The organism is Hungatella sp., assembly GCF_046966825.1.
The window spans coordinates 1-15,266 of record NZ_JBKVCZ010000029.1 but is presented as its reverse complement, the minus strand read 5'-3'; the positions used below and the strand labels follow the sequence as shown (position 1 = coordinate 15,266).

General features: G+C 51.7%; 12 protein-coding genes. 2 read left to right on the top strand and 10 right to left on the bottom strand.

Features of this window, described 5'->3' with window-relative positions:
* Window positions 1-3: 3 nt before the first annotated feature.
* From moaA to ssnA, 10 genes are all read right to left on the bottom strand, one after another.
* Complete coding sequence (gene moaA / locus ACLTD4_RS11485) at window positions 4-1,008, bottom strand: GTP 3',8-cyclase MoaA (protein WP_117623189.1); 1,005 nt, start codon at window positions 1,006-1,008, stop codon at window positions 4-6.
* Window positions 1,005-1,493: a cyclic pyranopterin monophosphate synthase MoaC gene (gene moaC, locus ACLTD4_RS11480; protein ID WP_117623188.1), complete on the bottom strand. Its 489-nt coding sequence runs from the start codon at window positions 1,491-1,493 to the stop codon at window positions 1,005-1,007. The genes moaA and moaC overlap by 4 nt, the downstream gene beginning before the upstream one ends.
* 1 nt (window position 1,494) lies before the next feature.
* A complete protein-coding gene (locus ACLTD4_RS11475; protein ID WP_117623187.1) occupies window positions 1,495-2,529 on the bottom strand; it encodes a molybdopterin-binding protein in 1,035 nt (344 codons plus the stop codon).
* A 198-nt stretch (window positions 2,530-2,727) separates the two neighbouring features.
* Window positions 2,728-3,072 (bottom strand): winged helix-turn-helix domain-containing protein, encoded by a 345-nt coding sequence (locus ACLTD4_RS11470; protein ID WP_055659327.1) that lies wholly within the window; start codon window positions 3,070-3,072, stop codon window positions 2,728-2,730.
* 21 nt (window positions 3,073-3,093) lie between these two features.
* Window positions 3,094-3,870, bottom strand: coding sequence for a selenium cofactor biosynthesis protein YqeC (gene yqeC, locus ACLTD4_RS11465; protein ID WP_117623186.1), 777 nt, complete (start codon window positions 3,868-3,870; stop codon window positions 3,094-3,096).
* A 21-nt stretch (window positions 3,871-3,891) separates the two neighbouring features.
* Window positions 3,892-5,268 carry a dihydropyrimidinase gene (hydA, locus tag ACLTD4_RS11460; protein ID WP_117623185.1) on the bottom strand — a complete coding sequence of 459 codons (1,377 nt, stop codon included), beginning with the start codon at window positions 5,266-5,268 and terminating at the stop codon, window positions 3,892-3,894.
* Between the two features lie 28 nt (window positions 5,269-5,296).
* A complete protein-coding gene (locus tag ACLTD4_RS11455; protein WP_055659334.1) occupies window positions 5,297-5,806 on the bottom strand; it encodes a pyridoxamine 5'-phosphate oxidase family protein in 510 nt (169 codons plus the stop codon).
* 196 nt (window positions 5,807-6,002) lie between these two features.
* Window positions 6,003-8,570, bottom strand: coding sequence for a selenium-dependent xanthine dehydrogenase (xdh, locus tag ACLTD4_RS11450; protein ID WP_117623184.1), 2,568 nt, complete (start codon window positions 8,568-8,570; stop codon window positions 6,003-6,005).
* A gap of 17 nt (window positions 8,571-8,587) precedes the next feature.
* Complete coding sequence (gene ygfK / locus ACLTD4_RS11445; protein WP_117634243.1) at window positions 8,588-11,578, bottom strand: putative selenate reductase subunit YgfK; 2,991 nt, start codon at window positions 11,576-11,578, stop codon at window positions 8,588-8,590.
* Window positions 11,579-12,030: 452 nt separating this feature from the next.
* Window positions 12,031-13,365 carry a putative aminohydrolase SsnA gene (gene ssnA, locus ACLTD4_RS11440; RefSeq protein WP_055659339.1) on the bottom strand — a complete coding sequence of 445 codons (1,335 nt, stop codon included), beginning with the start codon at window positions 13,363-13,365 and terminating at the stop codon, window positions 12,031-12,033.
* Between the two features lie 325 nt (window positions 13,366-13,690).
* Between ssnA and ACLTD4_RS11435 the strand changes: the two genes are divergently transcribed.
* Both ACLTD4_RS11435 and ACLTD4_RS11430 read left to right on the top strand, forming a co-directional pair.
* The gene (locus ACLTD4_RS11435; RefSeq protein ID WP_002602709.1) at window positions 13,691-14,338 is read left to right on the top strand and encodes a transcriptional regulator; all 648 of its coding nucleotides are present in this window, start codon (window positions 13,691-13,693) and stop codon (window positions 14,336-14,338) included.
* A 59-nt stretch (window positions 14,339-14,397) separates the two neighbouring features.
* Window positions 14,398-15,266: diaminopropionate ammonia-lyase (locus tag ACLTD4_RS11430; RefSeq protein WP_412331318.1), on the top strand; the 869-nt coding region annotated here is incomplete at its 3' end.

Here is a 15,266-nt window from a genome sequence, read left to right as displayed (position 1 = left end):
TTTTTATCCTCCGATTTGATTCATATTTAAACATTTTTCCGTTGTACCGTCGGAAAGCGGCAGTTCTCCCTCACGTCCCTCCGAGGAAAGGAAGTGATGGCTTTCCGGCTTCAATCTGATCCACTGTTCCATAAGGCCTCTTAATTCCTCATCGGATACGCCGCTGCGCAGCGGTGTCCGCAAATCGACTCCGGCCGGACTGTCGAGGCAGAGCTTTAAGAACCCATCCGACGTCAGTCTCACCCGGTTGCAGCTTCCGCAGAATTTATGGTGAACGGCGCTAATCAGTCCGATACAGCCCGCTCCCGATGCACAGGTATAATAGACCGCCGGTCCATTTCCCCTCGGCTCCGTGCTTTCCCTTAAATCGCCGTATTCCTCAGAAAGGATTTTGAGCAGCTCCTCATTATCCATGGCGTGGTACTTTCTTCCCTGTCCGATGGGCATCATCTCGATAAAGCGGACAGGAATCCCGCTTTTCACCGAATATTCGGCGAAGGCGAGCACATCCTCCCTGCTCAAATGCTCCATCACCGCACAGTTTATCTTCACCTTCAGCCCGCTCCTGACAGCGGATTCAATCCCTTTCATGACATCCGCGAACCGGTCCCGCCTGGTAATCTGGCTGAAGCGTTCCGGATCCAGCGTATCCAGGCTGACATTGACGCTGGAGAGCCCTGCCTCCGCAAGCTCCGGAGCCATGTCCCCCAGCAGAAGGCCGTTCGTGGTCAACGTCACGTCCTCCATTCCCTCGATCGCATTCAGTTCCCGGATCAGCTGGGAGACGCCCTTTCTCACCAGCGGCTCCCCACCTGTCACCTTCACGCGTCTGATCCCGAGTCTTGCCCCAGTCTCTGCGATCTTTAAAATCTCCTGGTAGGTGAGAATGTCTTCGTGGCGCATTAAGTCGATGCCTTCCTCCGGCATACAGTAGCGGCAGCGCAAATTGCACCGGTCCGTCACGGAAATGCGGATATAATCGATCTTTCTTCCATTGCCGTCTCTCATAGGCTCTCTCCGTCTTTCCGGTAGAGGCCGCTCTTGCCGCCATCCTTCAGCAGGAGAGTGATATCCGTCATGGTCATGCCCCGGTCCATGGCCTTGCACATGTCGTAGATCGTGAGCAGAGCCACATTTACACCGGTCAGGGCTTCCATCTCCACGCCGGTCTTTCCGCTGGTCTTTACGGTACAGACGGCTTCCACCGCCATCCTGTCATCATGGAGAATAAAATCCACCGTGCACTTCGTCAGCATCAGCACGTGGCAGAGCGGTATAAGATCAGAAGTTCTCTTCGCTCCCATGATTCCGGCCACGCGCGCCACGCCCAGCACGTCCCCTTTTTTGGTTGTTCCCTGTTTTATAGCCTCATAGACCTCACGGTTTACGTGAATAAAGCCATGCGCCGCTGCGATTCTGTCCGTCACGGCCTTCTCTCCAACGTCCACCATGCGGGCGTTGCCGTGTTCATCAAAATGTGTCAGTCCTTCCATCTTACCAGCCCTTTCCAAATCCGCAGTTGGGATAATGACAGACCTCGCAGGACAGGCAGAGTCCGCCTCTTCCCAGTTTGTCCAGCTCTGTCTTCGTCACGGGATCATCCGCCATGAGGCGCGGAAGCACCAGGTCAAACACCGTGCGCCTGGCGTACATGACGCAGCCTGGAAGGCCTGCCACCGGTATCTGGCGGCCATCCTTTTCATAGTAGGCAAGCAGGAACATGGCGCCCGGAAGCACAGGCGCTCCGTACGATACGACACGCGCTCCAGTGCTGCGGATAGCGAGTGGCGTCTTATCGTCAGGATCCACGCTCATTCCGCCGCTCACCAATACCATGTCGGCTCCCTGTGCGATAAATTCCAGGGTCGCCTTCCTCGTATGCTCCGGATTGTCATCCGTGATCGTCTGTCCCATCACTTCCCCGCCGAATTCCTTCACCTTTTCCTTCAGGACCGGGCCGAACGCGTCTTTGATCCGTCCGTGATAGACTTCACTTCCCGTCGTCACGATTCCCACCTTCTTGTTCTGATACGGAAGTATGGTAAATATCTTCTTTCCGCCGCAGACCTTCACGGCTTCCTCCATCTTCTCTTTTTCGATGACCAGCGGTATAATCCGGGTTCCGCACAGTTTGTCTCCCGGCTCTACCGGAGTGTTGTTGTGCCTGGAAGCGATCATCATCTCCCCCAGTCCGTTGATTCTGTCCAGCAGTTCTGTATCTATCTTAAGAAGCCCGCGGACCGTGGAGGTCAGTTCAATCTTTCCTTCCTTCACTCCGCTTCGTTCCATATGATCGCCTCTGCACAGGCCGCAAAGAATCTCGGCCGCCTCATTTTCATGGTATTTCGACTCGTCCTTTTCCCAGACGTATAAATGCTCCTTGCCCAGCGAGAGCAGCACCGGAATATCTTCCTCCGTCACCACATGACCCTTCTTAAACTTCGCATCTTTGATCACCCCCGGGATGATCTGCGTAATGTCGTGGCACAGTACGTGGCCAACCGCATCTTCTGTCCTGATTTCCCTCATGACTCCTGCTCCTTTATCCTTGATTTTTTAATCTTGATTTATAACCCAATTTTTTACCTCACTTTATCATTACAGGCAGCCCATCCATTTGTGTCGATATTCTCAAGTGAGAATATCCCCAATAAAATTAAAATGGGTGATTGCCCGTCCCCATCCTCCTGTCTAGTACAGCATCACTGGAACTTATGCAACGCTGTACTAGCTGTAATACTTTTCAAACAACTCTGCAACCGCATTTTCTGCTTCGTTCACAAACTGTAAATACTTATTTAAAAACGCTTCTCCCTCTTCGGTCAAAACCGTGGTTCCGCCATTTTCACCGCCGCGTTTTCCTTCCATAAGCGTGAAGCCTAAGTCCTCCTCCGCCTTGTGTAAGATCTTCCAGGCCTTGGAATACGCCATATGCATCTCCTGGCACGCGGCCGATAAGGAACCGCGTTCCCGCACAAGCTGCATCAGGCCCGCGACTCCCGGCCCAAAGTTCCGTTCCTCATAGTAAAGCCGGAGTTTCATATGGAAACGCAGTATTTTCTCCTGCTCCATCTTCGCCGCCTTTCTCTTTTGCTACAAATGGTCCCCGCGCAGAAAACAGGACACCGCGCATGGTACCGGATGCAGCCGTTCCATATCTCCTGCTATCCTGACTGCCTTCGCTATAAGCTCCTCATTATCCGCCTTGTTCATCACTACCCGGTAGTCTCTTTCTCCCACCAGCTTTCTCGTACCGGATTCACTGGTGAGAATCTTCGCCGCGTCGCCGCATGTGATCCGGTGGCTGCAATGTCCATCCGGTCCTTTCTGCAGACCCAGCAGTTCGGCAGCCTGTTCTGTGCGGAAACAGAATTCCTCCAGCTCACCGCCGATGCAGTCCAGTCCCATACAGCCGATAACGACGTCGGTACACTCCAGTATCACAGGCTCTCCGTCCTTTGGAACCTTTATGGGAAGCCGTTTCGCCCCATCCGCTTCATACAGCAGGACGTCGGCCAGCTCCTTCAGCCTGGCAGCCTCCGTTAAGGGCAGGCTTTTAAGCTTACCGCCGGCCGCAGGAACACCGACCACGAGGACTGAACCATTTCTCTCCAACCGCTTCGCCGCGTCCTCTGCGCAGTCAGTCTCCACCACGTTCCAGCCCGGCGGATTAAAGATATGGGTCGTCGTCGTCACAATGACTGTCTTTCCCATATCCGCCAGTTCGTCCGCCAGCCGGAACATGACGCTCGTCTTTCCGCCTCCGCCGGTCAGGGCAATCCCCCTGTGGCGTTCCGCGGAAAGCTTTAACGCCTCCCACAGAGTGGGGCGCTCCCGAAGTCCGTCATGTTCCCAACTGTAAGCTATCATACTTTTTTTCCTTTCGATTCCCTAATCCAGTTCCATCCGGCGCTGTCTCGGAACGTAGCTTCCCTTCTTCTCCAGTACCACGTTTCCGTCCCTGGCGGCCAGTTCGCCTTTCAAGTAAACCTGCTCCGCCTTTCCCTTCACCTTCGTGCCCTCGAACGGACAGTAGTCCACATTGGCGACCTGATTCTCCACGGACATGGTCCATTCGGTATCCGGGTTCCAGACGACGATATCCGCGTCACTTCCGGGAGCGATGGCTCCCTTCTGCGGGTATACCCCGTAAAGTTTCGCCGGGTTCTCGGAGAGCAGACGGCACATCTGCTCCAGCTTCAAATCGCGTTCCAGAACGCCGAAGCTGTAGATCAGAGCCGGTCTCGACTCCACTCCGGGCATGCCGCAGGGGATCTTCGTAAAGTCGTCTTTTCCCGCCGCCTTCTGGCCGGTGGTGAAGCTGCAGTGATCGGTCGAAATCGTCTGAATATGGTCCTTTCTGATGGCGTTCCACAGCCTTGTGCTGTCTGTCTCCTTCTTGATGGTAGGAGCGATCACGTACTTGCTTCCCTCAAAATCCGGTAAGCTGTAGACACTTTCATTCAGAACGAGGTACTGCGGGCACGTCTCCAGAATCACTTCCTGGCCCCGTTCCCTCGCATACTTCACTTCCTGATAACCGGCTCCCGAGCTTAAGTGCACGATGATGACCGGCGTATGTACCAGATCCGCGATTTTGAGCAGACGGCTGATCGCCTCCGCCTCCACCACGGCCGGTCTCGTCTTCGGATGCGCGTCGGTGGTGAGGTGGCCTTTCGCCTTCTCTTCCTCTATCAAAGCTTCGATGATACCCTTATTTTCGCAGTGAACGCCGGCGATTCCGCCGACCTCCTTCAGCCGCTTTAAGACCTGGTAGATGGACTTGTCATCCAGCACCATGTCGTCATAGGTCATATAGATCTTAAAGGAAGTCACTCCCTCGTCCACGATCTGCTGGAGTTCCTCGCTGATTTCGGCATTCCAGTCGGATATGGCCAGGTGAAAGCCGTAGTCACAGGACGCGTTGCCATCGGCCTTTTCATGCCAGTGCTCCAGAGCCTTATGTAAGCTTTCTCCCTTGTACTGCGTTGCAAAGTCAATAATCATGGTTGTGCCGCCGGATAAGGCCGCCTTCGTTCCAGTCTCAAAATTATCCGCAGTGACCGTTCCCGATACATGCAGATCGAAATGGGTATGAGCATCGATAAATCCGGGAAATAAAAGCTTCCCCGACACATCGACCACTTCCGCTTCCTCATCCGTAATCTCCGGAGCCACGGCTCCGATCTTCCCATCCTCTACCAGAACGTCAGCTTTTTTACAGCCTTCCCCCGATACCACGGTACCGCCTTTTAATACTTTTTTCATGGGATAATTCCTTCCTTTCTGCTGTCTGTTACAGGAAAGAAGCGTATCGGGCTTCCTCCCGCTTAATCTGCTCCCTGCCGGCTTTTCCCACCGCGTGTTCGATATTCAGCCTAACGATACAGACATCATTCCAGCTGCTGCGGATCGCTGCCTCGCCCTCTTCCCCGAACTCCGGGGAAAATCGTTCCGCCAGAAGCCTTAAAGCCTCCCGCTTCTCTTTCTCATCCGCCACAATCTCGGCTCTGCCAAACACGATCACGCTGGTATAAGCGGTCGAAAATGCTTCCGGTATCACCTCATCTTCTCCCACGACACAGAAGGAAACCTTATCGGAGCGCCTAACCCCCTCCAACTTATGGCCTTCCTTTGCACAGTGGAAATAGATTGCGTCGTCTCCGTACACATAGTTCATCGGAACACCGTACGGATAACCGTCGTCCCCCTGGACAGACAGCACTCCATGGGTTCCGTTCTTCAAAATACTCCTGGCTTCCGTTTCCGATAACTGCTGATTTTTTCTTCTCAATTCTCTGAACATGACGGCCTCCATTCTCCGCTCGCATGCATAAGCGCAACAACATAAGTTTCTGTGAATATTCACTAAAATAACTTATTTTCAGTATACCTTATTTTTCTTTTGCATACAACCGTTTCAGGCGGAGAAACGTATTTTTACTTTAAGGGCGCAGGACCATACTGCTCGGCCCTCTGCGCCCTTATCAAGGTTTAGCTTTTTATTTTTTACTCTTTCTGTATGCTGTATCTTCCAGAGGCAGTGACGTACGGAATTTTCCGTCGAGCTTGTAGTAGGCGCCCTGGACTGCCGGTGCCGTTGGGATGGAGGTGATTTCTCCGATTCCCACTGCTCCGTAAGCCAGCGGATCCTTATTTTCCTCTACAATGATGCTCTCAACCGACGGAGTCTTATCCGCGCGGAATAAGCCGAGCGTACCGAATTTAGCCAGTGGTTTTCCGTGATCCAGTGGGAAATCCTCTGTCAGGGCGTATCCCAGGGACATCACTACGCCGCCCTCGATCTGCCCTTCTACGGACAGCGGATTAATGGCTTTTCCGACGTCGTGGGCCGCAACCACTTTTTCAATGGTGCCGTCTTCATTCAGGCACACCACCTGGGTCGCGTAGCCGTAGGCCACGTGGGATACCGGATTCTTCTTGCCGCATCCCATGGGATCAGTAGCGGCTAAGTATTCGCCGTAATACTCTTTTCCATTCAAATCCTCCAGGGTCTTTCCGCCCTTTAAATCTTCCAGAATATCCATACAGGCTCTTCTGGCCGCCTCGCCTGTCACCAGGGTCTGGCGGGAACCGGAGGTGGTACCGGAATCGGGTGCCAGGTTCGTCTCGGCTGCCACATAGACCACACGGTCTCCCGTAACGCCCAGTGCCTCACAGACCACCTGCTCCAGCACAGTTCCCAGTCCCTGACCGATACACGATGCACCGGAGCGGACATGAACCTTTCCGTCCTCGATGGTCATACGGCAGCGGCCCCAGTCCGGGATGCCGACGCCGACGCCGGCATTCTTCATGGCGCAGCCGATTCCCACATACGGGTGGCTGTCGTAGATTTCTTTCACCGCCTCCAGCGTCTCTGCAAGGGCTGTGCCCGGAGAGGCGATCTGGCCGTTGGGAAGTTCCTGACCCGGCCGTATGGCATTGCGGTAGCGGATTTCCCACGGGGTAATCCCCACCATCTCAGCCAGGAGGTTTAAGTTGCACTCCGTAGCAAAGCAGCTCTGGGTTACGCCGAACCCGCGGAACGCACCTGCAGGCGGATTATTCGTATAGACGGCGGTGCCGTCGATGTCGATGTTCTGATAGTTATAGGGGCCTGCCGCATGGGTACAGAGCCTCTGGAGCACTGGCCCTCCCAGGGAGGCGTATGCGCCGGTATCCGTAATCACCTTTGCCGTCATGCCGGTTAAATATCCGTTCTCATCACAGGCTGTAGTAAATTCCATCCACGCCGGATGGCGTTTCGGATGAATCATAATGCTTTCTTTTCTCGTCAGTCTCACCTTGACCGGCTTACCCGTATGGTAAGCGAGAAGGGCCGCATGATGCTGTACTGCCATATCTTCTTTGCCGCCGAAGCCGCCGCCCACCAGTTTGTTAATGACATGGACCCTGGAAAGCTCCCAGCCCAGCATTCCGGCGCATTCGCGCTGCGTATCATACGTTCCCTGGTCGGACGAATAGATCAGAGCCTCTTCCTTCTCCCTGTCTACGATAGCGACGGAGCATTCCGGCTCCAGGAACGCATGCTCTGTAAATGGAGTGCGGTATTCCTTTGTCACCACATATTTGGAGTTCTCAATGGCCTTCTTCGCGTCGCCCCGCACCAGGTGCTCGTGAGCCAGCACGTTGCCTGTCTCATGAACCAGCGGCGCATCCGGTTTTAAAGCTTCCTGCGGGCTGAATACACCCGGCAGCTCCTCATATTCGATTTTCACCAGCTTTTTGGCTTCTTCCAGAATCTCCGGCGTATCGGCCGCCACCAGGCAGACCGCATCTCCCACGTAACGGGTGATCTCACCCACCGGGATCATGGTGTCCCAGTCCTTCTTTAAATGACCTACTTTATTGCCTCCCGGAACGTCATCGGCGGTTAGGACCGCACGGACTCCCGGCAGCGCAAGCGCTTCGGATTTATCGATGGACAGGACCCTTGCCCTCGGATACGGTGTGCGGATGGCGCTTCCGTAAATCATACCCTCCACTTCCATATCATCCACGTACTCCCCGTAACCGAGCACCTTTTCCGGTACATCCACACGATGCGCACGCTGTCCGATATGATCTACCACCGGGGCTTTTAAATCCTTTACGTCCTCACGGAACAGCTTTGCCGCCAGCAGTATCGCGTCGATGATCTTCTTATATCCTGTACAGCGGCAGATATTGCCGCGGATTGCAAAGGCCGCCTCATCGCGGGTCGGATCCGGATTCTGGTCGATCAGTCCCTTTGCGCACATAACCATGCCGGGGATGCAGAAGCCGCACTGCACGGCTCCCGCTTCTCCAAAGGCATAGACAAATACTTCTTTTTCTCTGTCACTGAGTCCTTCTACTGTTACGATGGATTTTCCTTCCATCTTTGAAACCTTCTGGACACAGGCCTTGGTGGCCTTTCCATCAATCAGAACCGTACACGTTCCACAGGCGCCTTCGCTGCAGCCATCCTTGACGGATTTAAGCCCCAGATCATTTCTCAGCACATCGATCAGCTTCCGGTCCTCTTCCACGGTAACGCTCGTTCCATTCACCAGTAAGGTATACATAAGTTCACCCGCTTTCCCTATGCTAATAGGTAATCATAATCTTTGCAGACAGTTTCCATTACTTTGCGCAAGCCTTCCGGAATTACGCTGTCGCTGTCCGCGGCATTCCAGGTATACATGTTTCCAAGATAGCGCACCTTACAGGAAACCGCAGCCCGATCGAGGACGACAAAGCCCTGATTCTTACTGTTTTCCATGTCCGCTTCATTGGCAAACAGGGTAAATTTATCTAAGTACGGAGCGCTGTCGTATGGACAGAAGCTCTTACAGTTACCGCACTCATTACACATATAATCCACATGGATAATCTGGTGTTTCGCCATTCCAGGTACACGGATCGCGATGTTGGCACGGTTCGGACATACCTCTGCACAGTTCTCGCAGATATTGGAGCAGCCGAGGCAGCGTGTGCTGTCTTCCTTATATTCCTTTGTTTCAGCCAGCACTCCGCGTCTGTCGTAGAGTTTTCCCAGATCCTCCACCGTATCATCAAAGTCTCTTGCCGCCTTTGCACCGAGGATTGCCTCCGCAGCCATTCTGGCGTCACGCATAGCTTCTACAACTGTCTTTGGTCCGTATAAACCGTCACCGATTGCATAAACGCCGGATACGCTGGTCTCCAGTGTCTCCTCGTTTACCATGGCTCTTCCTCTGTCGTTCACATTGATTCCGTTGGCCTTTAAGAAATCGGTCGGAACCTGCTCGCCGACAGCTGCAATCACGGTATCCGCCGGGATTTCCACCGTCTCACCTGTCTCGGACACGCCTCTTCTGCCGGAAGCATCGTAATCAGACAGCTTCATCACATTGCAGATCAGCTTTCCATCTTCCAGCTTCACAGGAGATAAGAGTTCTTTGAACTCCACGCCGTCTTCCACTGCCATTACGAGTTCTTCCTCGTCGGCCGGCATGAAGCGTTTCGTTCTTCTGTATACCAGATAGGAGTGTTCCACCCCTTTTGTTTTCTTTACAGCTCTGGCCGTATCCATCGCGGTATTTCCGCCGCCGATGACAACGACATTTTTGCCGATATTTACATTTCCGTCGGTGGCCTTAAACTGTGCCAGGAAATCGAGTGCGTTCATAGCATCTCCTGCTTCCAGTTTTAAAACTCCCGGCTTTGAAGCGCCAGTTGCCAGAATGATGTAGTCATATCCGGCCTTCTTTAAGTCTTCCAGACTCTCTACTCTCGTGTTCAGCTTCACCTCTGCGCCGTAAGCCGTAGCCAGAGCCACATCCTTTGCAATCGCTTCATCCGAAATACGGAATCCCGGAATCACGTGCTTTACTACGCCGCCAAGGCTGTCGCCCGCCTCATAGATCGTCGCCGGACAGCCGTTCTTTGTCAGGAAATAAGCAGCCGCCAGACCAGCCGGACCGCCGCCTACAACAGCAGTCTTCTTTCCTTTTAACTCCCCGGCCTTAATTTCCTTCATCAGAGCGTCGTAGCCGCCTTCCGCACACACCAGCTTGACACCGCGGATGTTGACCGGATCCTCATAGAAGTTACGGTTACATTTGCTCATACAGTTATGTGCACAGATAGTACCCGTAATAAATGGAAGCGGATTCTTCTCTGCGATCACCTTCATGGCTTCCTCATACCTGCCTGCTCCGGAAAGCTGTAAATACGTGGTCACATCCTGGTGGATCGGACAACCTTCCTTACACGGCGCCACATAGCAGTCTGTAAGCGGAACCGGTTTGTTCATCTTTCTGGATGGAAGCGGCTTTACCGCCTTTACATGGTGTTCGTCCGTAATCGCAGCTTCCGCCAGCTTCGCGGCCTTCTCTGCGTTCACTCCGGAAAACTCCACGCTTCCACATTCCAGTTCACTCGCCATCTGATCCAGTCTCTGATATCCGCCCGGCTTTAACAGGGTGGTAGCCACCGTTACCGGCCAGATTCCCGCATCTACAATGCTCTTGATATTATGGTAATCTGCACCGCCCGAGTAAGAGATTCTTAACTGTCCGTCAAATTCCTTCGCCAGCTTCGCAGCCAGTGAAATAGACAGCGGATACAACGATTTTCCTGACATGTACATCTCTTCGCTTGGAAGTTCATTCTGCTTCACATCAACCGGGAACGTATTGGTGATCTTCACGCCAAACTCCAGATTCTTCTCTCCGGCCAGCTTTTTAAGCCTCTGAAGCATCGGAATCGCGTCTTTATACTGTAAATCATCGAGGAAATGGAAATCGCCGAAAGCGACGTAATCGTATCCCATCTCATCCATGGTCTTTCTTGCAAATTCATATCCCAGAAGTGTCGGATTGCACTTGATAAAGGTATGAAGTCCCTTCACCTCGATCAAATACGTAGCGATCCGCTCGATCTCCTGAGGCGGGCATCCATGGAGCGTGGAGAGTGTAACGGAATTACAGATATTAGAAGAAATCCCTTCAATATCCTCCTTCGTCACATTCTTAAACATGGAGACGTTCTCCAGCAGATACTCCCTGCAGTTCTTATAGGTCTCCGTATCCTTTGCGTCCTTCATGGATTCGATAAACAAATCAATCTTTGGAGACTTGATTCCCTCCAGATCGTATCCCACGCTCATATTGAACTGGAATCCGTCCATGGCGCCGAGTCCATATTCTTTCGCCATAACGCTCAGTAAAAACCATGCCTTTATGTACTCTTCCTGTGCCTGCGGAACGTAAAGCTCCGTTGACCACTCACAGTTATAGCACTCATCATCAGCCTTGATACAGGGCTTACTCACCGGAAGATCCTCGCCGTCGATGATCTGAACCGTCTTAAGCTCAAAGAACCGGCTTCCCGCATAGTAAGCTGCTGCAATATTCTGGGTCAGCTGGGTATGAGGGCCCGCCGCCGGACCAACCGGAGTCTCCAGAGTCCTTCCAAAGATTTTCCTGTCATTCTCCGCCTTCGCCTGATAAGGTCTGTAAACCCCAAACACAGTCCCCTTATCGTCATGTTCCTTCATTACCCACTCCACTAACTGCGGAAATGGCATTGGTGTCATTCTGTCTCCCATCATTAACCTCCTGATTTGCGGGTGATTTATCTTTTTTTGAATTTGTTGGCTGCCGGGTCCGCGGGTTTTGGAGGGAAGACGAAATTTTATATAAATCTAAAGCATGATTTAATAAAATTTGTTTCCCTCCAAAACCCGCTGCATCCCTGGATGCCGCTGAAAAAAGAAAACACCTCGCTGTGAATTTTCTAATATTTTCTTTCTGCTTTATTGTGATTGCTTCTTATTTATCTTTACTGCCTTCATTTTACATCAAACAAAAGACTTTCTCTCTGGAATCTTCTACCTGCCCACCAGCAACTTTTGCGAGGAGAGTCTCCAGCCTGCCCGTACACAGTCCTTTCTGCGGGAACAAATTTTATTAAATCATGCTTTAGATTTATATAAAATTTCGTCTCCCGCAGAAAGGACGTAACCGCCAGCCAATCCCCAACTCCCTCATCAAAATTTCCCTATCTACTATTGATTCGGTCCGCCAGTTCCTTCGCCGCCTGCCTGCAGTCAGCCATGACTTTCTCTTCATCAATATTCGTAAGAATTCTGTCTTTCATCAGGACTTTTCCGTTTCCGACTGTCGTTGTCACGCTTCTGCCGGTCATGCCGAAAAGAATATGGCTGTTTACGTTGCCTGCGTTCATCGGGGTCAGCGGGATGTAATCGGTTACGATGACATCGGCGGCGGCGCCTTCTTTTAATACGCCGAGAGGCTTCTTAAAGTAACGGTTGGCAATTTTGGCATTTCCTTCAAACAGCATCTGCGGAACCTCGCCCCAGGCGGCGTTTGGATCGCAGAGATGGTGTTTGTGAAGTACATTGGCAACCTTGTAGGATTCCGTCATGTCGTGTGTGTATCCGTCGGTTCCGAGACCGGTTAGGATTCCTCTGTGAACGATCTCCATGGTTGGAGGACATCCGCAGGCGTTGCCCATGTTGGACTCCGGATTATGTACGACCATGGTATCTGTTTCCTTAATTAATTCCATCTCGTGAGGATTTACGTAAATACAGTGGCCAAGCAGTGTCTTCGGACCAAGGATATTGCAGTCCATCAGACGGTCTACGATGCGTTTGCCGTATTTCTTTAAGCAGTCATGAAGGTCTTCGATGCCCTCCGCCACATGAATGTGGTATCCAACCTCAGCCGGCTTGTTGGCCGCTGCCAGTTCCATGGTCTCATCTGAAATAGTGAACTGCGCATGCATACCCATCATTCCGGCGATCATATCACTGTCGTCCGCCAGCGCGTGTTTGATAAAGGCCGCATTCTCCATTACTGCTTCCCTGGCCTTATCCATGCCGTCACGGTCTGAAATCTCATAACATAAGCAGGAGCGAACGCCGGTCTCTTTAGCCGCTTCTTCTATTTTAAACAGGGAATCGCGTATGTGGCCGAAGCTTGCATGGTGATCGAAGGTGGTGGTAATACCATTCTTAATGGAATCGATATAGGTTGCCATGGCGGAAAGCCTTGTCTCCTCCAGTGTTAAGTTGCGGTCGATCGTCCACCACATTCCGTCCAGGATCTCCAGGAAACCGTGGGGATCGTAGCCATTGATGCTTAAGCCTCTTGCAAATGCGCTGTAGATGTGCTCATGCGCGTTGATAAACGCCGGCATGATGACGCCGCCTTTGGCGTCGATATATTCTGCATCGGGATATGCCTCTTTTATCTCTTTTGTCGTTCCTACTTTCATAATAGTGGATCCATCCATCGCCACTGCCCCGTCTTCCAAAAACGGAGCCTCCGGGTTTCTTGTGATCATTCTTCCATTACCGATAATCAGCATGTCTCCATCTCCTTTTCTCTCTTTTTCCTAATTTTTCGTCAAAATCTTAAAAATTTTGAGTATACAGTGTGCACATGGGACCTTCCCCGTCTCCCGTGCATTGTTCTTGCATATTGTCCCTGAGAACTTTTTCCTTCTCATCATTTTTATGCAGTTTGTACCATAAATATCTTTATAGGTACAGTGTATCATCTAAAAGTAAGAAATGCAAGATGAAAATACAAAAAAAATTAGTTTGCCTAAAAAATTTTTAGAAAAAGTATTGATTTTTCATTTTTTTATGTTATGATGGGAGTATAAGAATTCAAGCAAGGGGGGTTACAAGATGGATTCAAAGCTCGAACAACTGACGCAGATTGCACACGGTGTGGCATCCCATTTTGGAAACGCCTGTGAGGTGGTCATCCACGACTTAAAAAAGCAGGATATAGAGAGCTCCATCGTCTATATCGAAAACGGTCACGTAAGCAACCGAAAACTGGGAGACGGACCTTCGGAAATCGTTCTTGAAACGCTGAACCGGAATCCTGAATGCTTAAAAGACCGGCTGTCTTATTTAACGAAGACAGATGACGGAAGGATTTTAAAATCCAGTACCATGTATATAAGAGGAAAGGACGGTACCATTGATTATATCTTTTCCTTAAATTATGACATCACAGGATTGCTCACTGTTGACAACTCGATCCGCTCTCTCATCTCCACTGCGGAGATGTCCGGAGAAGACAGGCAGCCAAGAAAGATCACGCACAACGTCAACGACCTTTTAGATACGCTCATCGAACAGTCCGTACAGCTGGTCGGCAAACCGGTGGCGCTGATGAGCAAGGATGACAAGATCACAGCGATTCAGTATTTAAACGATGCCGGGGCATTCCTGATCACAAAATCCGGCGACAAGGTTTCCAACTTTTTCGGTATATCCAAGTTCACGCTTTACAGCTACATGGACGCCGGAAAAGAGAACAAATAAGTTTTCAATAAAATTTCCATTTTAAATTCATTATTAAATAAGAAGGAGAATCAAACATCATGAATCCAATCGAATGGGTGGTTAACACCATGCCGAAGACAGACGACAAGAATTTACCTGTCATGGCGCTGGACGAAATCGGAAAGGCAAGGAAATTCCATGAGAGCTTCCCACAGTACAGCAAGACACCGCTTGCGAAGCTCGACCATATGGCTGAATACTTAGGACTCGGCCAGGTTTATGTGAAGGACGAATCCTACCGCTTCGGTTTAAACGCTTTCAAGGTTTTGGGCGGTTCCTTCGCGATTGCGAAGTACATAGCACAGCAGACAGGTAAAGACGTCTCCGATCTTCCATACAGTGTTCTGACTTCCGAAGCACTCCGCGAGGAATTCGGCCAGGCTACCTTCTTTACAGCCACAGACGGAAACCATGGACGAGGTGTTGCATGGGCGGCCAACCGGTTAGGACAGAAGGCAGTTGTCTTCATGCCGAAGGGCTCCACCATCACCCGTTTCAATAACATCAAGGCGGAAGGCGCTGACGTTACCATCGAGGAAGTCAACTACGACGAATGTGTACGCATGGCAGCCGATGCCGCTTCTAAGACAGAGCACGGCGTTGTCGTACAGGATACCGCATGGGACGGCTACGAAGAGATTCCGGCATGGATCATGCAGGGATACGGAACCATGGCGATGGAAGCCGGCGAGCAGTTAGAGGAATACGGATGCGACAGACCGACTCACGTATTCGTTCAGGCAGGCGTTGGTTCTCTTGCCGGAGCTGTACAGGGCTACTTCGCAAACCGTTATCCGGAAAACCCGCCAAAGGTGGTCGTTGTGGAAGCTGATGTTGCAGCCTGTCTCTACAAGGGTGCGAACGCCGGCGACGGCGGCAATCAGACCGGGGACGGCGATATGCAGAC